This is a genomic window from Arthrobacter sp. YAF17 (assembly GCF_052113365.1).
Taxonomy (GTDB): domain Bacteria; phylum Actinomycetota; class Actinomycetes; order Actinomycetales; family Micrococcaceae; genus Arthrobacter.
Genome location: NZ_JBFRDB010000019.1, coordinates 1 through 21186 on the forward strand (window position 1 = coordinate 1; position 21186 = coordinate 21186).

At 67.2% G+C, this 21186-nt stretch carries 20 protein-coding genes and 2 tRNA genes; 8 read left to right on the top strand and 14 right to left on the bottom strand.

What is annotated here, in order from left to right:
- Nucleotides 1-213 precede the first annotated feature (213 nt).
- Both AB4Y67_RS15250 and AB4Y67_RS15255 read right to left on the bottom strand, forming a co-directional pair.
- A complete protein-coding gene (locus AB4Y67_RS15250; protein ID WP_441406613.1) occupies nt 214-990 on the bottom strand; it encodes an SDR family oxidoreductase in 777 nt (258 codons plus the stop codon).
- A gap of 18 nt (nt 991-1008) precedes the next feature.
- Nucleotides 1009-1368, bottom strand: a complete 360-nt coding sequence (locus AB4Y67_RS15255) for a DUF488 domain-containing protein (RefSeq protein ID WP_441406614.1) — start codon at nt 1366-1368, stop codon at nt 1009-1011.
- Nucleotides 1369-1439: 71 nt separating this feature from the next.
- On the opposite strand from AB4Y67_RS15255, the gene valS reads away from it, so the two are divergent.
- Entirely contained in the window at nt 1440-4058 is a 2619-nt protein-coding gene (valS, locus tag AB4Y67_RS15260; RefSeq protein ID WP_441406615.1) for a valine--tRNA ligase, read from the top strand.
- 43 nt (nt 4059-4101) lie between these two features.
- On the opposite strand, the gene AB4Y67_RS15265 is transcribed toward valS, so the two are convergent.
- The 7 genes from AB4Y67_RS15265 to AB4Y67_RS15295 all read right to left on the bottom strand — a co-directional run bounded on the left by AB4Y67_RS15265 (nt 4102) and on the right by AB4Y67_RS15295 (nt 10229).
- Complete coding sequence (locus tag AB4Y67_RS15265; RefSeq protein ID WP_441406616.1) at nt 4102-4395, bottom strand: putative quinol monooxygenase; 294 nt, start codon at nt 4393-4395, stop codon at nt 4102-4104.
- A gap of 549 nt (nt 4396-4944) precedes the next feature.
- Nucleotides 4945-5577 (bottom strand): mycothiol-dependent nitroreductase Rv2466c family protein, encoded by a 633-nt coding sequence (locus AB4Y67_RS15270; RefSeq protein ID WP_441406617.1) that lies wholly within the window; start codon nt 5575-5577, stop codon nt 4945-4947.
- Between the two features lie 102 nt (nt 5578-5679).
- Nucleotides 5680-6960: an ATP-dependent Clp protease ATP-binding subunit ClpX gene (gene clpX, locus AB4Y67_RS15275; protein WP_441406618.1), complete on the bottom strand. Its 1281-nt coding sequence runs from the start codon at nt 6958-6960 to the stop codon at nt 5680-5682.
- Nucleotides 6961-7109: 149 nt separating this feature from the next.
- Nucleotides 7110-7769: an ATP-dependent Clp protease proteolytic subunit gene (locus AB4Y67_RS15280; protein ID WP_441406673.1), complete on the bottom strand. Its 660-nt coding sequence runs from the start codon at nt 7767-7769 to the stop codon at nt 7110-7112.
- Nucleotides 7770-7807: 38 nt separating this feature from the next.
- Nucleotides 7808-8437: an ATP-dependent Clp protease proteolytic subunit gene (locus tag AB4Y67_RS15285; protein WP_441406674.1), complete on the bottom strand. Its 630-nt coding sequence runs from the start codon at nt 8435-8437 to the stop codon at nt 7808-7810.
- A gap of 246 nt (nt 8438-8683) precedes the next feature.
- Nucleotides 8684-10087, bottom strand: a complete 1404-nt coding sequence (tig, locus tag AB4Y67_RS15290; protein ID WP_441406619.1) for a trigger factor — start codon at nt 10085-10087, stop codon at nt 8684-8686.
- A 67-nt stretch (nt 10088-10154) separates the two neighbouring features.
- A tRNA-Pro gene (locus AB4Y67_RS15295) sits at nt 10155-10229 on the bottom strand.
- 133 nt (nt 10230-10362) lie between these two features.
- Here AB4Y67_RS15295 and AB4Y67_RS15300 point away from each other — a divergent pair.
- Nucleotides 10363-10433 (top strand) — tRNA-Gly (locus tag AB4Y67_RS15300).
- Between the two features lie 212 nt (nt 10434-10645).
- Here the strand turns inward: AB4Y67_RS15300 and AB4Y67_RS15305 are convergent.
- The 3 genes from AB4Y67_RS15305 to AB4Y67_RS15315 form a co-directional block, all read right to left on the bottom strand.
- Nucleotides 10646-11587, bottom strand: coding sequence for an Fpg/Nei family DNA glycosylase (locus tag AB4Y67_RS15305; protein WP_441406620.1), 942 nt, complete (start codon nt 11585-11587; stop codon nt 10646-10648).
- Nucleotides 11587-12078: a ribose-5-phosphate isomerase gene (locus AB4Y67_RS15310; protein ID WP_441406621.1), complete on the bottom strand. Its 492-nt coding sequence runs from the start codon at nt 12076-12078 to the stop codon at nt 11587-11589. Before AB4Y67_RS15310 ends, AB4Y67_RS15305 begins: the two co-directional genes overlap by 1 nt.
- A gap of 120 nt (nt 12079-12198) precedes the next feature.
- A complete protein-coding gene (locus tag AB4Y67_RS15315; RefSeq protein WP_441406622.1) occupies nt 12199-13200 on the bottom strand; it encodes a hypothetical protein in 1002 nt (333 codons plus the stop codon).
- Between the two features lie 158 nt (nt 13201-13358).
- Here AB4Y67_RS15315 and pepN point away from each other — a divergent pair, with 158 nt between their 5' ends.
- The gene (pepN, locus tag AB4Y67_RS15320; RefSeq protein WP_441406675.1) at nt 13359-15914 is read left to right on the top strand and encodes an aminopeptidase N; all 2556 of its coding nucleotides are present in this window, start codon (nt 13359-13361) and stop codon (nt 15912-15914) included.
- A gap of 75 nt (nt 15915-15989) precedes the next feature.
- Nucleotides 15990-16475, top strand: a complete 486-nt coding sequence (locus AB4Y67_RS15325; RefSeq protein WP_441406623.1) for an OsmC family protein — start codon at nt 15990-15992, stop codon at nt 16473-16475.
- Nucleotides 16476-16494: 19 nt separating this feature from the next.
- Here AB4Y67_RS15325 and AB4Y67_RS15330 read toward each other — a convergent pair whose 3' ends face one another.
- Complete coding sequence (locus AB4Y67_RS15330) at nt 16495-17520, bottom strand: epimerase (protein ID WP_441406624.1); 1026 nt, start codon at nt 17518-17520, stop codon at nt 16495-16497.
- 136 nt (nt 17521-17656) lie between these two features.
- Between AB4Y67_RS15330 and AB4Y67_RS15335 the strand changes: the two genes are divergently transcribed.
- The 3 genes from AB4Y67_RS15335 to AB4Y67_RS15345 all read left to right on the top strand — a co-directional run bounded on the left by AB4Y67_RS15335 (nt 17657) and on the right by AB4Y67_RS15345 (nt 19377).
- Nucleotides 17657-18322, top strand: coding sequence for a mechanosensitive ion channel family protein (locus AB4Y67_RS15335; RefSeq protein ID WP_441406625.1), 666 nt, complete (start codon nt 17657-17659; stop codon nt 18320-18322).
- 4 nt (nt 18323-18326) lie between these two features.
- Nucleotides 18327-18785, top strand: coding sequence for a globin (locus AB4Y67_RS15340; protein ID WP_441406626.1), 459 nt, complete (start codon nt 18327-18329; stop codon nt 18783-18785).
- 148 nt (nt 18786-18933) lie between these two features.
- Complete coding sequence (locus AB4Y67_RS15345; protein ID WP_441406627.1) at nt 18934-19377, top strand: GNAT family N-acetyltransferase; 444 nt, start codon at nt 18934-18936, stop codon at nt 19375-19377.
- Nucleotides 19378-19397: 20 nt separating this feature from the next.
- Here the strand turns inward: AB4Y67_RS15345 and AB4Y67_RS15350 are convergent, their stop codons facing one another.
- Nucleotides 19398-20069: a hypothetical protein gene (locus AB4Y67_RS15350; protein ID WP_441406628.1), complete on the bottom strand. Its 672-nt coding sequence runs from the start codon at nt 20067-20069 to the stop codon at nt 19398-19400.
- 63 nt (nt 20070-20132) lie between these two features.
- Here AB4Y67_RS15350 and AB4Y67_RS15355 point away from each other — a divergent pair, with 63 nt between their 5' ends.
- Nucleotides 20133-21113, top strand: coding sequence for an acyl-CoA thioesterase (locus AB4Y67_RS15355; RefSeq protein ID WP_441406629.1), 981 nt, complete (start codon nt 20133-20135; stop codon nt 21111-21113).
- The last annotated feature ends 73 nt before the right edge of the window (nt 21114-21186 follow it).

Here is a 21186-nt window from a genome sequence, read left to right on the forward strand (position 1 = left end):
CCCAATCCGGGCAGAGGCTTCCTTGACCGACACCCCCTGCCGCAGAAGCGAAAAGAACTCATCCTTCAGCGCATCCGGCGCCCGAAAACCACTCGGCATGGCAACCTCCAAAAAATCAGATGTTGCAACGACCGTATGATTCTGCGGGGGCTTTATGGGCCGGAAGTGACCCCGCGTTGCGACTCCGGCACCGAGTGTGCGCCGGGTACTGAGCTACGCCTTGCGGATCAGCTTGTAGTTGGCCGCCTGCGCCACCGGACGGATCACGATCTGGTCGAGGTTGACGTGGTGCGGTGCTGCGACGGCGTACCGGACGACGTCGGCGACGTCCGCCGCGGTGAGGGGCTTCTCGACGCCGGCGTAGACCTTCGCGGCGGCGTCCGGGTTCCCGCCCAGGCGGTTCAGCGCGAACTCCTCCGTCTGGACCAGGCCGGGCGCCACCTCGATCACGCGGAGGTTGTGTTCGGCCTCTTCGAGGCGCAGGGCGCCAGTGAGCGCGTGCTGGGCGAACTTGGCTGCGTTGTAGCCGCCGCCGCCCTCATATGCGGCGAGTCCCGCCGTCGACGTCAGGTTCAGGACGGTGCCTTCACCGCAGGCGCGCAGCATCGGGAGGAAGGCCCGGGTGAGCTTCATGGTGCCCAGGACGTTGACTTCGAACATCCATTCCCAGTCCTCGGTCTTGGCCTCGGCCACCTTGTCCGCGCCGCGGGCGCCGCCGGCGATGTTGATGAGCGTGTCGATGCCGCCGGCGCGCGTCACCTCGTCGAGGAGCCGGGCGACGTCGGCGTCGTCGGTCAGGTCCGCCGGAAGAGCGACCGCCCCGGTTTCCGCGGCGAGCGCCTCCAGCCGGTCCGCACGCCGGGCCACAGCGTAGACGGTCCAGCCCTCGCCCCGGAGTGCGCGGACGGTGGCCTCGCCGATTCCGGTGCTGGCGCCCGTGACTACTGCTGATTTGGCTGCTGATGTCTTGCTGTCGATTTCCTCAGTCATGGCACCACCCTAAACGTTCTAGCGCTGCAGGAACTCCAGCAGCACCCGGGCATGGTTGGTCCGCGGGTCCCTCGCCCCGAACAGCAAGGTCACCTTCCCGTGCTCCGCGGCCAGGTCACGCAGCGTCTGCACGGCGGGGTTGCCGTCGAGTTCGGCTTCATAGGCGGCGCGGAAGTCGGCGAAGCGCTCCTGCATATGCGCGAACTCCGTCCGCRGCGGCGGCGACGGCGCCACCTCCTTGAGCCACAACTCCAGTTGCGCGCGCTCCTTGCTGACACCGCGCGGCCATAGCCGGTCCACCAGAACCCGGCAGCCGTCGTCGTCGGCGGGTTCGTCATAGACGCGCTTAATCACGAAACGTCCGGCAGAATCTTCCATTTCCGCATGTTACTAAAGCCGCCCTGCACGCTCCTGCAGGTCAACCCGCCGGGACGTGGAAGAATTGGCCCATGGCTGAAGACACTCAGGGTACAGACACGCCCACCACCGCCCCCATCAACGTTCCGGACAAGCCCGCCCTTGAGGGGCTGGAAGACGCCCTCACCCGGCGCTGGCTTGACGAAGGGACCTACAAGTTCAACCCGGACACCACCCGGGAGCAGGTCTACTCGATCGACACTCCCCCGCCCACGGCGTCGGGTTCGCTGCACGTCGGCCACATGTTCTCCTACACCCAGACCGACGTCCTGGCCCGCTATCAGCGCATGACCGGGAAGAACGTGTTCTACCCCATGGGCTGGGACGACAACGGCCTGCCCACCGAACGCCGCGTGCAGAACTACTACGGCGTGCGCTGCGACCCCACCACCGCGTACGACGCCGGCTACCGTCCGCCGACGGAGCCCGCGAAGAACCAGCGCGACTTCGACGTCGTCTCGCGCCGGAACTTCATCGAACTCTGCGAGGAACTCGCCGTCGAGGACGAGAAAGTCTTCGAGAACCTGTTCCAGACGCTCGGACTGTCCGTGGACTGGGACCTGACGTACCGCACCATCGATGACAAGTCCCGCGCCATCTCCCAGCGCGCCTTCCTGGCGAACCTCGCCGCCGGCGACGCCTACATGGCGGAGGCGCCCACCCTGTGGGATGTCACCTTCCGCACCGCCGTGGCCCAGGCCGAGCTCGAGGACCGCGAAGTCGCGGGCGCCTACTACCGCTACCCCTTCTTCACCGAAGACGGCGAGAAGATCTACATCGAGACCACCCGCCCGGAGCTGCTGGCCGCCTGCGCCGCCCTCGTGGCGAATCCCGACGACGAACGGTACCAGCCGCTGTTCGGCAAGAAGGTCACCTCCCCGCTGTTCGGCGTCGAGGTGGAGGTCAAGGCCCACCCGCTCGCCAAGGCGGACAAGGGCTCCGGCGTCGCCATGGTCTGCACGTTCGGTGACCTCACCGACGTCACCTGGTGGCGCGAACTCCAGCTGCCCACCCGCGCGATCGTGGGCCGCGACGGCCGCATCATCGGCGAGACCCCCGAGTGGATCACCGCCGCCGAGGGCCGCGCCGCCTTCGAGGCGATTGCCGGCAAGACCGTCTTCAGCGCCAAGGAAGCAGTGGTCGAACAGCTCAACGCTGCCGGACTCCTCGACGGGGAGCCGAAAAAGATCATGCACCCGGTCAACTTCTTCGAAAAGGGCGACAAGCCCCTCGAAGTGGTGACCTCCCGCCAGTGGTACATCCGCAACGGCGGCCGGGACGCTGAACGCCGTGAGCGGCTCATTGCCCGCGGCCACGAGATCGACTTCCACCCGGCGTTCATGCGCTCACGCTACGAGAACTGGATCTCCGGGCTGAACGGCGACTGGCTCGTGTCCCGCCAGCGCTTCTTCGGTGTGCCGGTGCCGGTCTGGTACCCGCTGGACGCCGACGGCAACCCGGATTTCGCGGCCCCGATCGTTCCGTCCGACGCGCAGCTGCCCGTGGACCCCGCAGCGGACGCGGCCCCCGGGTACGAGGAGGCCAAGCGCGACGTGCCTGGCGGCTTCACCGGCGACGCCGACGTGCTGGACACCTGGGCGACGTCCTCGCTGACCCCGCAGATCGTGGGCGGCTGGAGCACCGACGAGGCGCTGTTCGCCAAGGTGTATCCCTTCGACGTGCGCCCGCAGGGCCACGACATCATCCGGACCTGGCTCTTCTCCTCCGCAGTGCGCGCCGACGCCCTGCAGGACTCCGCGCCGTGGAAACACGCCGCGATTTCCGGCTGGATCCTGGACCCGGACCGGAAGAAGATGTCCAAGTCCAAGGGCAACGTGATCGTCCCGACCGACGTGCTCGAGGAGTACGGCTCGGACGCCGTCCGTTACTGGGCGGCCTCGGCCAAGCTGGGTGCGGACACGGCCTACGAGATCGCGCAGATGAAGATCGGCCGCCGCCTGGCCATCAAGCTCCTCAACGCCTCCAAGTTCGTCCTAAACCTGGGCGCCACCGAGGATTCCGTGGTGTCCGCGGACCTGTCCGTGCTGGGCAACCCCCTGGACCGGGCCGTGCTGGCGCAGCTCTCCGACGTGGTCGAGCAGGCCACGAAGGCGTTCGAAGGCTACGACTACGCCCGGGCCCTGCAGATCACGGAGAGCTTCTTCTGGCACTTCACCGATGACTACGTGGAGCTCATCAAGGACCGTGCCTACGGCGCCGCGGGCGAGGCCGAGCAGGCTTCCGTCCTCGCCGCGCTGGCCACGAGCCTGGATACGCTGCTGCGCCTGTTCGCCCCGTTCCTGCCCTTCGCCACAGAGGAAGTCTGGAGTTGGTGGCGCGCCGGATCGGTGCACCGTGCCGCCTGGCCGGCCCCCGTCGCGGTCGACGGTGACACCACCCTCCTGGCCACAGTGGGCACCGCCCTGAGCGGTATCCGCAAGGCCAAGTCGGAGGCCAAGGTCAAGCAGCGCACCGAGGTCCTGTCCGCGACCATCACGGCCTCGGAAACCCTCATCACGCAGCTGAAAGCCGGCCTGGGCGACCTCAAGGCCGCCGCCAACGCGCGGGAGCTGACCCTGGTGGGCGGCGACGGCGAACTGGCCGTGAGCGACGTCGTCCTGGCGCCGGCCGAGCCGGCCGCCCAGTCCTAGCAGGCTGCGACAACCAGGCACGGGGCTTTGCCTTCCGGGCGCCTTAGATCTCGAAGGAGGTCTCGAAGCGTGTCAGCACCGGCGGGGCGGCCAGGAGCTCTCCCAGCCCGCTCGCTCCCTCGCCTGCCCGCCAGGCGCGGTAGGCGGAGTCGTGCTCCAGTGAGGCCCACTGTTCCACGACGAGAAAGTGCGCCGGATCAGTGCTATCGACCAGCACATGGACACCGAGGCAGCCGTCAAACGCCCTTGTATCGGCGAGGATGTCGCGGAGCGCGGCAGGCGCTGTGGGCAGGTGTTCCGCTTTAAGGTTCAAGTCAAGGTGGGCAGTGATGGGCATGGCGCTCCAGAGTTCGCAGGTGGACACGGGACAGAATCGGCCGGATGTGTGGAAATCACGGCATCGTTGCCCTGTCATTGGAAGCAACAGCGGCGCAGTCGGGCTTGTTCCTTCGGCCCTGATCCGCGGGCCGGGTGCTTGCCTGTCTCTGCAAGGTCATAGCCCCCACCCCCTGACCAGTTTTTAGGCCCGACCAGTTCTTGGGCCCGACCAGGTTTTGGGCAAAGGGGAAGCCCCATCAGCGTTTTGCCGTTGGTGGGGCTTCGACTTTTCGATTGTCACGTGACGTCTTAGACAATCTGGCGGGATCCTTGGATTTCCAGGTCTTCCTACCTCGTCACTGGTAGCCATCATCTGACTTTGCCGAAGGCTGCGTCGGATGAGTGTCACTGAATCTTTGGTTCCTGCGTCCCTCTTCTTTCGAAGTGGGTAAGTTCCATTGTTGTCCCGCCGTTCCCGATGCACAAGAGCCCCGAAAGAACTACATCACAGTAATTCTTCCGGGGCTCTTGGCGGTCCGGACAGGTGTCCGGCGCGGCGTCTGCGGGCCTAGTCGAAGACCGGGCTTTCGGTCCGGCTGCGCTTGATTTCGAAGAAGTACGGGAAGGATGCCAGGGTCACGGTGGCGTCCCAGATCCGTCCGGCTTCCTCGCCGCGCGGGATGCGGGTCAGGACCGGGCCGAAGAAGGCCGTGCCGTTGAAAGCGACGACCGGCGTGCCAACGTCCTGTCCGACCAGGGAGATGCCTGCCTCGTGGCTTATGCGGAGCTGCGCGTCGAATTCGTCGCTCTGGCCGGCTGCCGCGAGCTCGGCCGGCAGTCCTGCCTCGGCCAGCGACTTGGCGATGACCTCGTCGATGTCCTTGTTGCCTTCGTTGTGGATCTTGGTGCCCATGGCGTCATAGAGCGGCTTGATGTACTGGGCACCGTGCTGTTCAGCGGCAGCAGTGATGACGCGGACGGGAGCCCACGCCTTCTTCATGAACTCCCGGTACTGCTCGGGGAGCTCGTCGCGGCCCTCATTGAGCACGGCGAGGCTCATCACGTGCCACTCGGTCTTGATGTCGCGGACTTCTTCCACCTCGCCGATCCAGCGGGAGGTCACCCAGGCAAAGGGGCACATCGGGTCGAACCAGAAGTCGGCTTTGTTGGTCTCGGCTGGGGTGGTCAGGGTTTCAGGCACAGGTGATCTCCTAAGGGAAGTCTGCTGGGGAAGGTGCGCCACCGTCTCAGTGAACGGGCGCATCAAAGTTAACAGCGGCAGGCGCAGAACATTTATTCCGGATCAGGCGGATTTGCGGCGCTTGACGTCGTGGGCGATCATCGTCGGCGCTGCCTTGCTGGAGACGACGTCTTCTGTGATGACCACCGTGGCGATGTCGTCGCGGCTGGGCAGGTCGAACATCACAGGAAGCAGGACTTCCTCCATGATGGCGCGGAGCCCGCGGGCGCCGGTGCCGCGCTCGAGTGCTTGGTCGGCGATCGTGTTCAGCGCCTCGTCATCGAAGACCAGCTCGACGCCGTCAAGCTGGAACATCTTCTGGTACTGCTTCACGAGGGCGTTCTTGGGGGTGGACAGGATCTGGATGAGCGCGGCCCGGTCCAGGTTGGACACCGTGGTGATCACCGGGAGGCGGCCGATGAACTCGGGGATGAGCCCGAACTTCAACAGGTCCTCGGGCATGACCTCACCGTAGGAGTCGGTGTTGTTTTTGACCTCGTTGAGCGGGGCGCCGAAGCCGATGCCCTTGCGTCCGGACCGCGAGCCGATGATCTCCTCGAGCCCGGCGAAGGCGCCGGCCACGATGAACAGCACGTTGGTGGTGTCGATCTGGATGAATTCCTGGTGCGGGTGCTTGCGGCCGCCCTGCGGCGGAACGGAGGCGACCGTGCCTTCGAGGATCTTCAGCAGGGCCTGCTGCACACCCTCGCCCGAGACGTCCCGGGTGATGGAGGGGTTTTCGCTCTTTCGCGAAATCTTGTCGATCTCGTCGATGTAGATGATGCCCTGTTCAGCCTTCTTGACGTCGTAGTCGGCGGCCTGGATGAGCTTGAGGAGGATGTTCTCGACGTCCTCACCGACGTAGCCAGCTTCGGTCAGCGCGGTGGCATCGGCGACGGCGAAGGGTACGTTGAGGCGGCGCGCCAGGGTCTGCGCGAGGTACGTCTTGCCGCAGCCGGTGGGGCCGATCAGCAGGATGTTGGACTTGGCGATCTCCACGTCGTCGTGGTGCACGCCTTCGGCGAGGCTGCCACTCTTGGGGGCGTGGCCGGCCTGGATGCGCTTGTAGTGGTTGTAGACGGCGACGGCGAGTGAGCGTTTGGCGGGCTCCTGGCCGATCACGTACTCCTGCAGGAAGTCGAAGATCTCGCGGGGCTTGGGCAGCTCGAAACTTCCCAGGTCAGCAACTTCGGCGAGTTCTTCTTCAATGATCTCGTTGCAGAGTTCAATGCACTCGTCGCAGATGTAGACGCCGGGCCCGGCAATAAGCTTCCGAACCTGCTTCTGGCTCTTTCCGCAGAAAGAACACTTCAGCAGATCCGTGCTCTCGCCAATCCGAGCCATATGTGAACCCCTTTGAGTATCTTGCTGCCGCCTGTGACATGTTCCACTCTAGGTCACTTTAGGCCGGTTGGGTGGAATGCCGACACCGGGGCGGCCACTTAAAGTGGGCCGCACCGGCGTCGGAAACTGCTTGTTACATACTTGTTGCGCTACTTGGCAATGGCCTGGGGCTTCATCTTGCGGGAATCCAGCACCTGGTCGATCAGGCCGTACTGCATGGCCTCGGCTGCGGTGAGGATCTTGTCGCGCTCGATGTCGTTGTTGACCTGCTCCGGCGTCCGGCCGGAGTGCTTGGCCAGCGTGTCTTCGAGCCAGGAGCGCATCCGCATGACCTCGGCGGCCTGGATTTCCAGGTCCGAGGCCTGCCCGCCCTGGCCGCCTGACAGCGAGGGCTGGTGGATGAGCACGCGGGCGTTCGGCAGGGCAAGACGCTTTCCGGGCGTGCCGGCCGCGAGCAGCACGGCTGCGGCGCTGGCGGCCTGGCCGAGGCAGACGGTCTGGATCTCCGGGCGGATGTACGTCATGGTGTCGTAGATCGCCGTCATGGCAGTGAAGGAGCCGCCCGGGGAGTTGATGTAGAGCGTAATGTCGCGGTCCGGGTCGGTGGACTCGAGCACCAGCAGCTGCGCCATCACGTCGTCGGCGGAAGCGTCGTCGACCTGGACACCCAGGAAGATGATGCGGTCCTCGAACAGCTTGGTGTACGGGTCCTGGCGCTTGAAGCCGTAAGGCGTCCGCTCTTCGAACTGCGGCAGCACGTAGCGGCTGCTCGGCAGGTTACCGGCAGTCGAACCGAAGTTGTAGTTCATGTTCATTGCTCCTGAATTCATTGCTGTCTACGTGCCGGTCAGTTCTCGGTGGCTGCGTCGGTGGAGTCGCTGCCGTTGGCGTTCGTTCCGCCGCCGCCGGCCACGGACCCGGCGTGCGCCGCGATCTTGTCGAAGAAGCCGTATTCGAGGGCTTCCTTGGCCGTGAACCACTTGTCGCGGTCGTTGTCCTTGAGGATGGTCTCAACCGACTGTCCGGTCTGGTCGGCAGTGAGTTCGGCCATGACCTTCTTCATGTGCAGGATGAGCTCGGCCTGGATCTTGATGTCCGAGGCCGTGCCGCCGATGCCGCCGGAGGGCTGGTGCATCAGGATGCGGGCGTTGGGGGTGGCATAGCGCTTGCCCTTGGTGCCGGAGGAGAGCAGGAACTGTCCCATCGAGGCGGCAAGGCCGGTGGCGACGGTGACGACGTCGTTCGGGATGAACTGCATGGTGTCGTAGATGGCCATGCCGGCGGTGACGGAGCCGCCCGGTGAGTTGATGTAGAGGTAGATATCCTTCTCGGGGTTCTCGGCCGAGAGCAGCAGCAGCTGCGAGCAGATCGCGTTGGCGTTCTCGTCGCGGACCTCGGAGCCGAGCCAGATGATGCGCTCTTTCAGCAGGCGGTTGTAAATGTAGTTATCCTGGGCGGCCGGATCGACAGTAGCCATCCGGGGTGCCCCTGCTTGCTGTGACATGTGTACTTACCTCTCGCTGGCGACGGTGACGCCACTGGACGACATCACTGAACTTTCCTACATGGACACTAACGGTTTTCCGGCCCGCTTTGTGCTCAGGCGCGGGGCTGTTCGCTGACGGCGCACGATTGCCCGGGAGGGTTCATCGTGGGCTTAAAAAGCCGCACCCCCGGATCGTTGATCCGGGGGTGCGGGCGGGAACTGCAGGAGCAGGAAGTGTTAGAACTTCACTGCTGCCGGGTCATCATTCTTGGCGGTGGCAGCTTCCTCGGAAGCGGCTTCCTCGACGTCGGCCTCGGTCCCGGCTGCTGCCTCAACCAGTGCCTCTTCGCCGCCGGGGCGGACGAAGTCGCTGAGGTCAACCTTGTTGCCCTCGGAGTCGGTGACCTCGGCCTGGCCCAGGACGACGGCCAGTGCCTTGCGGCGGCGGACCTCGGAAACCATCATGGGGACCTGGCCGCTCTGATCGATGATCTGGGCGAACTGGTTCGGGTCCATGCCGTACTGGCCGGCGGTGGTGACGATGTAGTCGATCAGCTCGTTCTGGCTGACGTTGACTTCTTCCTTTTCCGCGATGGCGTCGAGGATGATCTCGTTCTGGAAGGCGCGCTCGGTGTTGGCCTTGACCTCGGCGCGGTGCTCCTCGGTGTCGTGCTCGCCTTCGCCGTGGGCGTTCTCGGCGTTGAAGTGCTGCTCGAGCTGCTCTTCGACGACGGATTCCGGGACGGGAACCTCTACGAGCTCAACGAGCTTGTCGAGGACCTTGTCGCGGGCTTCGACGCCCTGCTCGACGACCTTGGACTCTGCGGCCTGCTTGGCGAGGTCCTCGCGCAGCTCGGCCAGCGTGTCGAACTCGGAGGCCAGCTGGGCGAAGTCGTCGTCAGCCTCGGGAAGCTCGCGCTCCTTGACGGACTTGACCACAACCTTGACCTGTGCGGACTCGCCGGCGTGCTCGCCGCCCACGAGGGTGGTGTCGAAGATGGCATCTTCGTCGGCGCTGAGGCCGGTGACGGCTTCGTCAAGGCCTTCGAGCATGGTGCCGGCGCCGACCTGGTAGGACAGGCCGGCAGCGGAATCAACCTCGGCGCCGTCGATGGAGGCGGTGATGTCGATCGTCAGGAAGTCCTTGTCGGCTGCCGGGCGGTCGATGGACTTCAGCGTGCCGAAGCGGCCGCGCAGTTCGTCCAGGGCCTTGTCGACGTCGGCGTCGGTGGACTCGGCGGCTGCGACCTCGACCTTGATGCCGGCGTAGTCAGGCAGTTCGATCTCGGGGCGGACGTCAACCTCGGCGTGGAACTTGAGTTCACCGTCAGTGGCGGAGGGGTCCGGAACCTCGGTGATTTCGACCTCGGGACGGCTCAGCGGGCGGATGCCGGTTTCCTGCACGGCAGCCTGGTACCAGCCGTTGAGGCCGTCGTTGATGGCCGTCTCCAGCACGTAGCCGCGGCCAACGCGCTGGTCGATGAGCTTGGAGGGGACCTTGCCCTTGCGGAAGCCGGGGACCTGGATCTGCGAAGCAACAGTCTTGTATGCCTCTGCGATGCTGGGCTTCAATTCCTCAAAGGGGACCTCAACATTGAGCTTGACCCGCGTGGGGGTGAGGTTCTCGACAGCGCTCTTCACAGTCTAAGTACTCCTGGTTTTAGGGGGTGGGGTTCTGCACCGCCAAAGCCTGGCGGTACTCGCAGAGTCGGGGTGACAGGATTTGAACCTGCGACTTCCTGCTCCCAAAGCAGGTGCTCTAGCCAAGCTGAGCTACACCCCGTAAGTGCACAGAACAGTCTACGGTCATATTGTGCCGGTTTGCACATTTGACAGCGGGGCCCTGAATTGGGTTTAGTTGTATCCGGCTTCAACAGCCGCCCGGAAGTTTTGCAGGAAAGTTCCTGCGAATTCCCGGGGACGTAGCTTAATGGTAAAGCCTCAGTCTTCCAAACTGATTACGCGGGTTCGATTCCCGTCGTCCCCTCCGAAATATGACGAAAAAAGCCCCTCCGCGGAGGGGCTTTTTTGTGTCCGGGTCCAGCGGCCGGCACCGGGGCCGCGGCGCCTGCCCAGGCTTCTTCGGCCTGGACGCGGACCGGGGCCACTTTGACACGGACACGCCGCTGATAGCCGGGCCAAAGCCGGGAACCGCGGCCAAAGGCGCCCCGGAGGGACGCCGGCACATGCCCTCCTGCGTCAGCCATGCTGACAGGACGGGCACCAGTAGAGCTTCCGGGCGCCGAGATCCGTCAGGGCCACCGGCGTGCCGCAGTCGCGGCAGTCCAGTCCCTGCCGCCGGTAGACGAAGTGGGACTGCTCCGGGGCGGGCAGGAGGCCGCGGGGTCCGCCGGCCGCGGGCACGCCGCCGTCGGACGCGGTCCAGTAGCTTGGCGGTGTGGTGATGATCCGGCCGTCGCGGACGCCGCCGGACATCATGGCGACGGTGTCGTCCCAGAGCCGCAGGGCCGCCTCCGTGGAGAGTCCCTTCCCGGGCAGCCACGGGTCCAGGCCCTGCCGGAACAGCAGTTCGGCGCGGTAGACATTCCCGACGCCGGCAATCACCTTCTGGTCCATCAGCAGGGCGGCGAGCGGCGTGCGTTTGGCCAGGACCGCGGCGGTGAAGGAGTCCCGGTCGCCGGGAAGGTTCCGCAGCGGGTCCGGGCCGAGCCGCGCCAGCACGGCCCCGGCCTCCGCGTCCGTGATCGTTTCGCACGTGGTCGCGCCGCGGAGATCGGCCCAGCCGTGGGCGCCTGCGAGCCGGACGCGGACGGCCCCGACCGGTGCGGGCGGGCCCGCGTACGCCCCGGCCGGCCCGGCAGCATCCCCACCGACGGCGTCGTACTCTTCCCGCTCCCCCACCTTGCGGGGCGCTCCGATGCTGGACGCGCCACGGAAGCCGTCGTCGCCACCGAAGTCCCAGGCGCCGTAGAGGCCGAGGTGGACGTGCAGGAACAGCCCGTGCTCGAACTCCAGGAAGAGGTGTTTACCGTGCGCCACGGAGCCGACGAGGGTGTGGCCGTCCAGCAGCGCCGCGCCCTGGGTGAACCGGCCCTGCGGGCTGGAGACGGCGAGCCGCTCCCCCATGAAAACGTCCCCGAACTGGCGGGCCAGCCGGTGGACGGAATGCCCTTCCGGCACTACTCGATGACCTCGCCGGTGCGTTCGTAGGCGGCGATCTTGCCGATCCGGCGGACATGGCGTTCGTCGTTGCTGAAGGGTTCGGCCAGGAACGCTTCGATGATTTCGGTGGCCTCGGCAACGCTGTGCTGGCGGCCGCCGACGGCGACCACGTTGGCGTCGTTGTGCTCACGCGCGAGCTTGGCGGTGGACAGGTTCCAGGCCAGCGCGGCGCGGGCGCCCTTGACCTTGTTGGCGGCGATCTGCTCGCCGTTGCCGGAGCCGCCCAGCACGATCCCGAGGGCGTTGGTGCCGGCTTCCTGGTCCGCCACCACCGCGAGGGCGGCGTTGATGCAGAAGGACGGGTAGTCATCCAGGGCGTCGTAGGCCTGGGGTCCGTGGTCGACCACGTCGTAGCCCTTTGCGGTGAGGTGGCTGACGAGGTGGGCGCTGAGTTCCATGCCGGCGTGGTCGGTGGCGATGTGCACGCGCGGGAAGTCGGAGGGGGTCACGGCGTATCCGTTCAGTCGGGCAGTCCGGTGCGGTCACGTGGGCTGCTGGTGCAGGGTGGGGGCTGTTCCCAGCCTACTAGGGCACGGGCCGGGAGGCTTGTTCGGCCGGCGTCCCGGGCTTCACACGTCGGCGGCGTCGCCGGTCCGGCGCGCCCGGGCGGCCACCCGCGAGATCACCTGCGCGACGTTGTCCGCGGTCGTGGCACTGCCGCCGCTGACGGTCAGGGTCCGCCCGTCCGAGCGGTCGACGACGACGGCGGGCCCGCTGCTGACCAGCAGGGCGGTCGCCGAGCCGTGGCTCCGGTAGCCCCAGCCGCCGTAGTCCGCAGCCCTGACCTCTTTCGGCGTCGCCGCCGAGATCGCAGCGGCCGGCACGTCCATGACCCGGACGAACCCCGCGGCGAAGACCCGCAGGCCGCTGCGGTCCACCCGGATGCGGGCGAACAGGCAGGCGGCGGCCAGCAGGGCCAGGGCGACCAGGAGGGCGCCCAGCCAGGGCACCGCGATCGTGAGGAGGGCGGCGGGAAGCAGGGTGGCGATCCCCAGCATCACGAAGACCGAACTGCGGGCGTGGACCCACAGGCTCACGGAATCGCGGGCCAGGTCGGGATCGAGTTCACGGGCCAGGGCTTCCGCCATGGCACGGTCGTCGTCCGTGGACCAGCGCTCGTCGGCTTTGAAGACGAAGCCCATGACGACGCCCAGGCCCAGGGCGGCGCCGCTGCCCATGGCGAGCACGGCGACGTCCACCTGCGACTGGCCGGGGTCTTCCAGTCCGAGCTGGCCAACCAGCACCGCGGCGAGGACGGTGGCGATGAAGAGGGTCACGAACAGTCCGGTCCCCATCATGATCCGGCGCATGATGGCCGGCCGGGAGAGCGGGACCGCCTGCACCAGCACGGCCCAGCCGATCAGCACGATCATGGCCGCACCGACCCCCACGACAGCCCCGAACGGCGCAAAGTCGACGGCGGCTCCCCCGGCCCAGCGGACCGCCAGCGGCTCGGGCAGATCGGGCCGGATCAGGAAAGCGCACACCGTAAACCCGGCTGCAAGCATCAGGGGGAACCCCACGGCGAAGCGCAGCGCCCTCGCGTCGACGGAGTCTCGAAGCTTTCCCATATCCCCAACGCTACTCTGGGATCCTGCACCGGGCGGCCCGGCGTCCGGTAACTTGGTGTGACCCAGGCAACTTGCCAAGCGCCGCAGAAGTGAAAGAATAATTTCACAGTATCGAGTTCCCACCCCTAAGCATCCTTGGAGGCCCCCCTTTGCCCGGAATGAACCTGACGCGCGCCGAAGCACGCGAGCGCGCCGACCTGATCGCCGTCGACTCCTACGAGGTCGAACTCGACCTGACCCGCGGGGAAAAAGTGTTCGGCACCACCACCGCCGTGAAGTTCACGGCCACGCCGGGGTCCTCGACCTTCATCGACGCCGTCACCGACGCCGTGCAGAGCGTGACCCTGAACGGCGTCGAACTTGACCCGGCGGAGGTGTCCGACGGCGTCCGCATCCAGCTGCCGGACCTCGCAGCGGACAACGAGCTGCTGGTCGTCGCCGAGGCCCCGTACATGAACACGGGCGAAGGGCTCCACCGCTTCGTGGACCCGGTGGACCAGGAGGTCTACCTCTACACGCAGTTCGAGGTTCCGGATTCCCGGCGGATGTTCGCCGTGTTCGAACAGCCCGACCTCAAGGCCAGCTTCACGTTCACGGTCATCGCGCCCTCGCACTGGGATGTCATCTCCAACTCCCCCACCCCGGTGCGGGTCGAGACCATCCCCGGCGCCGACGGCGGCGCCCGCTCCGTCTGGGAATTCACTCCCACACCGCGGCTCTCGTCCTACGTCACGGCCCTGATCGCCGGGCCGTACCAGTCCGTCCGCAGCGAAGTGGTCTCCGCCGACGGGAAGGTCACCCCGCTGGGAGTCTTCGCCCGCAAATCGCTCATGCAGTACCTGGACGCGGACAACATCTTCGAACTCACCCGCCAGGGCTTCGAGTTCTTCGAGGCCCAGTTCGGCTGCCCGTACCCGTTCGAGAAGTACGACCAGCTCTTCGTCCCCGAGTTCAACGCCGGGGCCATGGAAAACGCCGGGGCCGTGACCATCCTGGAAGGCTACGTCTTCCGCAGCAAGGTCACCGACGCCCAGGTGGAGCGCCGCGCCATCACCGTGCTGCACGAGCTCGCGCACATGTGGTTCGGGGACCTCGTGACGATGCGCTGGTGGAACGACCTCTGGCTCAACGAGTCCTTCGCCGAGTACATGTCCCACCTGGCCGCCGTGGAAAACACCGCATTCGACCACGCCTGGACCACCTTCGCCTCGGTGGAGAAGTCCTGGGCCTACCGCCAGGACCAGCTCCCCACCACGCACCCGATCTTCGCCGAGATCAACGACCTCGAGGACGTCGAGGTGAACTTCGACGGCATCACGTACGCCAAGGGCGCCTCAGTGCTCCGACAGCTCGTCGCCTGGGTGGGTCCTGAGGAGTTCATGTCCGGTGTCCGCGAGTACTTCCGCAAGCACGCCTGGCAGAACACCGAGCTCAGCGACCTGATGGCCGAACTCGAAAAGGCCAGCGGCCGCGACCTGGACGAGTGGGGCCGGCTCTGGCTGGAGACCGCCGGCGTCAACACGCTCAAGCCCGAGCTGTCCGTGGGCCCGGACGGCAAAATCACCTCCTTCGCGATCCTGCAGTCCGCCACCGAGGGCCAGCCCACCCTCCGCCCGCACCGGCTCGCCGTCGGGTTCTACAACCTCAACGGCTCCGGGAAGCTGGAGCGCGTCCACCGCGAGGAGCTCGACGTCGACGGCGGGCGCACCGACGTGCCGGCCCTGGCCGGACTGGCGCAGCCGGACCTGATCCTGCTGAAYGACGACGACCTCGCCTACGCCAAGGTCCGTCTTGACCCGGCTTCCCTGGCCACCGCCACGGCGCATCTGAAGGACTTCGGCCAGAGCCTTCCCCGCACCCTGGTGTGGGGCTCGGCCTGGGATGCGGCCCGCGACGGCGAAACCCCTGCCCGCGGCTACGTGGAACTGATCCTGGCCAACATCGCCGAGGAATCCGATTCCTCCGTGATCCTGGTCCAGCTGCGCCAGCTGGCCACCACACTGAATTTTTATGTGGCCGCGGAACACAAGGAAGCCACGGCGGTCGCCGCCGCGGACCGGCTCTGGGACCTCGCGTCGAGCGTCCCGGCCGGCTCCGACGCGCAGCTGCAGTTCGTCAAGTCCTACGCCCTGCTGGCACGCAGCGCGTCCCAGCTGGACACCGTGTCCGGCTTGCTGGAGGGCGGCCTGACGCTGGAGGGCCTGGCCGTGGACCAGGACCTGCGGTGGGAGCTGATCACCTCCCTCGTGGCCGGCGGCCGCGCCGGGCAGGAGCAGATCGACGCCGAGCTCGAGCACGACAACACCGCCACCGGCCAGAACGCTGCGGCCCTCGCGACGGCCGCGATTCCGACGCCGGAGGCCAAAGCCGCCGCCTGGGCCTCGATTGTGGTCAAGGGCGATCTGTCCAACGCGCTCCAGGGCTCGGCCGTCACCGGCTTCACCCGGGTGCTGGACACGTCCCTGCTGGAGCCGTACGCCGAGAAGTACTTCGACGCCGTCCCGGGCATCGTCAAGGAACGCACCCACGCGCTGGCGCAGCAGATCGTCGTCGGGCTCTACCCTGCGCAGCTGACCACGCAGGCGACCGTCGACCGGACCGATGAATTCCTGGCCGCCCTGCCGGAGGACAGCGCGGCCCTGCGGCGGATGATGCTGGAGAACCGCGACGGCGTGGCCCGCGCCCTGCGCGCCCGCCAGGCCGACGCCGGGTAGGCATCTGCCTCCGGAACCCAAGGAACCCCGGCGCCCCTGTGTGGCGCCGGGGTTCCTTCGTTCTAGGCTGGACCCATGAGCCTCGATGAGCACCGCTATGCGCTGACAGTCCGCTGGACCGGGAACCTTGGCGAGGGGACGGCGTCGTACCGCGGCTATTCCCGGGACCACGACATCGAGATCCCCGGGCTGCCCGTGCTGCAGGGCTCGGCGGACCCGACCTTCCACGGCGACCGGACCCGCTACAACCCGGAACAGCTGCTGCTGGCGGCACTGTCCCAGTGCCACATGCTGTCCTTCCTGCACGTCGCCGTGAAGCAGGGCGTCGTGGTGACGGCGTACGAGGACCGGGCCGAGGGACTGATGCGGACCAACCGGGACGGCAGCGGGCAGTTTGAATCGGTGACGCTCAAGCCCCGGGTGACCCTGGCGGCTCCGGCGGCGGAGGAACTCATGGAGGAACTGCACGCCGGGGCGAACGCGGTCTGCTTCATCGCCCGGAGCGTCAACTTCCCGGTGCTGCACGAGCCGAGCACTGTGGTCGAGAGCCCAGCGGGCTGAGCACGTTCCGCAGGCCCGGTCAGTCGAGTCCGGCTGGGGCCCCTGCCCTGTACTCGGCCAGGATCCGGACTTCCGTCTCCGGGCTCATCCCGGCCTTGCGTTCGCGGCCGAGCCCGCGGCTGCGCTCATCCGAGAGGGTGTCCCGCAGCGTGTCCATCCAGGGCCGCGTGCGCAGACCGGCGGCACGGGCCGCGGCATTGCTGCGGGTCGCGAAACCGTCGTGGCCCGGCGGCAGCCACAACGGCATCGAGTCCGGACCGGCCCAGTAGTTCGCACCGTGTGCCGCCAGCCAGTCCTCCGGTGCGACGACGACGTCCGCTTCGCCCTCGGCGAGCTGCCGGGATTCCTCGAGGTAGGCGGCAAACGGCACCGGCTCGCCGACGGCGTTCAGCGCCCCGGTGATTCCGTCTTCGGCCGCGGTGAGGATCCAGGCAGCGAGGTCGCGGACGTCGATGATCTGGGTGGCGTCCGTGGGGATGTCCGGGACCAGGACCGGATCGGCGTCCCGGGCGAAGCGCGCCGGCCAGTACCCGTAGCGGTCCGAACCGTCGCCCGGGCCGCCGATGAGCCCGGCCCGGCAGAGGTGGGCCCTGTCCCCGGCGAGCTCCGCGGTCCAGTGCTCGATCGCGGACTTCGCTTCGCCGTAGTTCCCGGCGCTGAGCTCCGTGCCGGGCGCGAGCGGCGCCAGGACGCCGGCGTCTTCGGCCGCCCCGGCCACGGAATGGTCTGCGTAGACGGAGCAGCTGGAGACGAAGGTCCAGTGCCGGGCAGAGCCGGCAAGCGCCTCGAGCGCCTCCCGCGCCTGGCCGGGGTCCCGCGACACGTCGACGACGGCGTCCCACGCGCCGCCGGAGGCAGCGCCCTCCGAGGCGGCTGCGTAGGCGGCCGCGCCCTGCGAACGGTCCGCCCGCAGCCAGGTGGCGCCGTCGGGCGGGGCGGAAACCGTTCCGCGCGCCAGGCAGGTGACGTCGTGCCCGCCGGCCACGGCCTGCCGGGCAATTTCTGCGGAGAGGAAGGCGGTGCCGCCGAGAACCAGGATGCGCATGGGGCCACGGTACGGCGCTAATGTTGAATGAGACCAGAGCGTTATGCGCCCGGCGAACGCCGGCCGCCCCTCAGGACGCACAGCCCGGCGCTACCGGCCGGCAACAGAAACACAGCTACAAGGAGTACCCCCGCCGATGTTCAGCATGACCACCGAACCCATCACCCCGCCCGACATGTCGGCCGTGTCGGAGATCAACGTGGCGGGTGTCCTCATCAGCCTGGGGGTCGGCATCGCCCTGTGGCTGGCGGCCTCCTTCGTGATCTCCGTCATTACCAAGCGCATCGCCGCGGGATCCACTTTCTTCAAGAAGCCGTACTTCCGCTGGGCCGCTCCCGCGCTCCGCGCGCTGGAGCACGAGCGCCGGGTCCAGCGGGCCCACACCATCGGAGCGCTGCTCCGGAGCGTCGTCGGCGTCCTCATCTCCGTCCTCACCAGCGTGTACGTGCTCAAGAACCTGAACGTGGACGTCGCGCCGATCCTGACCAGCGTCGGGATCCTCGGTATCGCCATCGGCTTCGGCGCCCAGCAGCTGATCCGGGACTTCCTGGCCGGCATCTTCATCACCATCGAAGACCAGTACGGCATCGGCGACGTCATCGAAACCTCCGAGGTGGTGGGCACGGTGGAGGCCATGAACCTGCGGATCACCCGGGTCCGGGCGGAGGACGGCACCATCTGGTACCTGCGCAACGGCGAAATCCTGCGCGTGGGCAACCGCTCCCAGGGCACCTACATTCCGCCCGTAACACCGCCGGAGGGCGGGGCGGACAGTGCCCCCCAGCAGAAGGCCGGAGAATAGAGGCATGACAATTCCCAGCGCCGGCGAACCCCGCCAGCCCAAGCAGCTCCTGCAGAACGACCCGTTCAGCCAGCCCGGCTACACGGACAACTTCTACGACGCCGTGGGCGGCCACAAGACCTTCGTGAAGCTCATCGACGTGTTCTACGACGGCGTGGCGGCCGATCCGCTGCTGCGGCCGATGTACCCGGAGGAGGACCTGGGCCCCGCGAAGCGGCGCTTCCTGATGTTTCTCGAGCAGTACTGGGGCGGCCCGACGACGTACGGCGAGGAGCGCGGCCATCCCCGGCTGAGGATGCGCCACATGCCGTTCCAGGTCACCCCCGAAGCGAAGGACCGCTGGCTGCTCCACATGCGTACCGCGGTGGATTCCCTGGACCTCCCGCCCCTGTATGAGGGGACCCTCTGGGACTACATGGAGCGTGCGGCGCTGTCCATGGTGAACAGCCCGTCCACGGCCTGACAGCCGACATGGAAAGACCCCGGAGGCACTTGGGGGAATGCCTCCGGGGTCTTTCTGCGTTCAGAATACCCGGCAGGGTATTGGGCGGCAAGTTCCCCGCAGTTAGAATCCCGCCGAGGCAGTCTGCGAACGCCGTAGGGTATGTCGCATGCCGATAATTCGCGAGGACTCCACAGATGACCGGGCCGCCCTTGCCGCGCTCAGGGCGACGTGGGCAGCAGAGCAGCAACCGGGCCTCGACGACGATCCGGACTTCGACGCCGTCTACAGCGGCTGGTTGGAGGCCAACCCTCGAAAGTTCTTTGTTGCCGAGGTGGACGGCGAACTGGTCGGGATGCTGAACCTGATGATCTTCGAGCGGATGCCGAAGCCCGGGAAGCACCCCTCCCGGTGGGTCTATCTCGGCAACGTCTATGTGCTGCCGGACTTCCGGAATGCCGGAATCGGAGCCCGGCTGGTGCGGGCGGCGATTGAGTTCTCGCAGAGCATCAAGGCCGCGCGGATGGTGCTTTCGCCGTCTCCGGCCTCACGCAACTTCTATGCCCGGCTGGGCTTCCAGGCGGCCGACGAGCTTCGCGTCCTCCGGTTCTGACGTGGTGCCACAGACCGTCGTTACAGCGGAAGGTCGAGTCCCGAGCCAGTGCGGGCCAGGACGTGCCCGCGGTCACCGCTGAGGCGGAACCAGCGTCCGGCCCGGTAGAGCTGCTGTTCGCCGTCGGCCAGGAAGCCGAGGGTGAGGGCCGCGAAGGCCGCCCCCAGCGGGAGCCCGGCGGCTCCCGGCAGCTCCCTCCCCCAGACCGTGGCGCGGGCGTTGTTGACGATCAACGCGCCGGGTTTGTCCGGAATGATGGCGGCGATCTCTGTGATGCCGGCCTCGGCGGACTGGCGCAGCGCGGAATCCTGCAGCGTGCCGACGGCTTCCCATCCGCCCCGCGGGGCCCCGACGCCGGCCCAGGATTCGGTGACGGTTACCGGCGGCAGCGGCAGCTCGACGTCGTTCTCCCCGGCACGTGCCAGCCGGTCCAGCACCGCAGAGATCGGCACGGTGACATCCGTGTCCGCCGGCCGGGCCAGGGCCATGGTCCGCAGTCCGAGGATGGTGGGCGTCGACTCCCCCAGCAGCCGCGGCCGCAACACGCAGACGTAGGCGGCGAGCACGGGGCCGGACGCCTGGAGGCGGATCGCGCCGTCGTCGATCGATTTGGCGCGGGTGGCGAAAGTGCGCAGATCGGCGAGGTCGCGGGGATCGGTGAACTGGAGGGGCTGGGTGAGGACGTCAGACACAATCTCGACTCTACCGGCTGTGCCTCTTTGGGACGGCGCCGGAGTGACGTCTAGAGTCGAACCATGACTGAAGCCGAAGCCGGATTGCAGGGGCCGCCGACACAGGACCCCACCTCCTCACTCCTCCAATTGCTGAACCTCGGGGAGCTCGAGGGTGCCCGGACGGACGAGGACATTTTTATGGGCCCGTCGCAGCAGCAGCCCCGGCACCGCGTGTTCGGCGGCCAGGTGCTGGCGCAGTCGCTGATCGCCGGGAGCCGGACCGTTCCTGAGGGTCGCGGCGTGCACTCCATGCACGGCTATTTCCTGCGTCCGGGGGACGCCAACCAACCCATCACCTTCGGCGTCCAGCGGCTCCGGGACGGCCGCTCGTTCTCGGCGCGGCGCGTGCACGCGTACCAGGAGGGCATGCCCATCCTGTCCATGATCGCGTCCTTCCAGGACGAGGACGAGGGGATCGAGCACCAGACCGAAATGCCGGCCGGCATTCCCGGGCCGGAGTCGCTGCCCAGCACGGCTGATCTTCTGGGCAAGTACGACCACCCGGTGGCCCGTCACTGGGCTTACGAGCGGCCTTTCGATATCCGGCACGTCGACCCGGCCCTGTACGTCTCGGCCAAGGGCGACAAGGAACCGCGCAACGCGGTCTGGATGAAGACGTTCGGGCCGATGCCGGATGATCCGGAGCTGCACCGGGCGGCCCTGGCCTATGCGAGCGATTACACGATTTTGGAGTCCATCCTCCGCAAGCACGGGATGAGCTGGATTACCCCGGGCATGTCGGTGGCCAGCCTGGACCACGCCATGTGGTGGCACCGTCCCCTCCGCGTGGACGAGTGGCTGCTCTACGTGCAGGAGTCCCCCAGCGCCCAGGGCGCCCGCGGCCTGGCCACCGGCAAAATCTTCAGCCGAGACGGCGTCCACGTGGCCACGGTGGCGCAGGAGGGCATGATCCGGATTCCGACGGACCTCAAAAACAAGGTCAAGGGCGCCGTCCAGTCCAAGGTCCTGCAGCACCAGATGCGCAAGGCTGACCGCGGCTAATCCGCGGCGCCACCTGCACGCCGCTGGCATGCGGAAGGCCGGCTCCCTTGCGGGAGCCGGCCTTCGTTTTGCA

Bases quoted from the DNA above. Each gene is read 5' to 3' on its own strand.
- AB4Y67_RS15250 (WP_441406613.1), bottom strand. From the start codon at position 990: ATGACTGAGGAAATCGACAGCAAGACATCAGCAGCCAAATCAGCAGTA.
- valS (WP_441406615.1), top strand. From the start codon at position 1,440: ATGGCTGAAGACACTCAGGGTACAGACACGCCCACCACCGCCCCCATC.
- AB4Y67_RS15265 (WP_441406616.1), bottom strand. From the start codon at position 4,395: ATGCCCATCACTGCCCACCTTGACTTGAACCTTAAAGCGGAACACCTG.
- clpX (WP_441406618.1), bottom strand. From the start codon at position 6,960: ATGGCTCGGATTGGCGAGAGCACGGATCTGCTGAAGTGTTCTTTCTGC.
- AB4Y67_RS15280 (WP_441406673.1), bottom strand. From the start codon at position 7,769: ATGAACTACAACTTCGGTTCGACTGCCGGTAACCTGCCGAGCAGCCGC.
- AB4Y67_RS15285 (WP_441406674.1), bottom strand. From the start codon at position 8,437: ATGGCTACTGTCGATCCGGCCGCCCAGGATAACTACATTTACAACCGC.
- AB4Y67_RS15315 (WP_441406622.1), bottom strand. From the start codon at position 13,200: ATGGGAAAGCTTCGAGACTCCGTCGACGCGAGGGCGCTGCGCTTCGCC.
- AB4Y67_RS15325 (WP_441406623.1), top strand. From the start codon at position 15,990: ATGAGCCTCGATGAGCACCGCTATGCGCTGACAGTCCGCTGGACCGGG.
- AB4Y67_RS15330 (WP_441406624.1), bottom strand. From the start codon at position 17,520: ATGCGCATCCTGGTTCTCGGCGGCACCGCCTTCCTCTCCGCAGAAATT.
- AB4Y67_RS15335 (WP_441406625.1), top strand. From the start codon at position 17,657: ATGTTCAGCATGACCACCGAACCCATCACCCCGCCCGACATGTCGGCC.
- AB4Y67_RS15340 (WP_441406626.1), top strand. From the start codon at position 18,327: ATGACAATTCCCAGCGCCGGCGAACCCCGCCAGCCCAAGCAGCTCCTG.
- AB4Y67_RS15345 (WP_441406627.1), top strand. From the start codon at position 18,934: ATGCCGATAATTCGCGAGGACTCCACAGATGACCGGGCCGCCCTTGCC.
- AB4Y67_RS15355 (WP_441406629.1), top strand. From the start codon at position 20,133: ATGACTGAAGCCGAAGCCGGATTGCAGGGGCCGCCGACACAGGACCCC.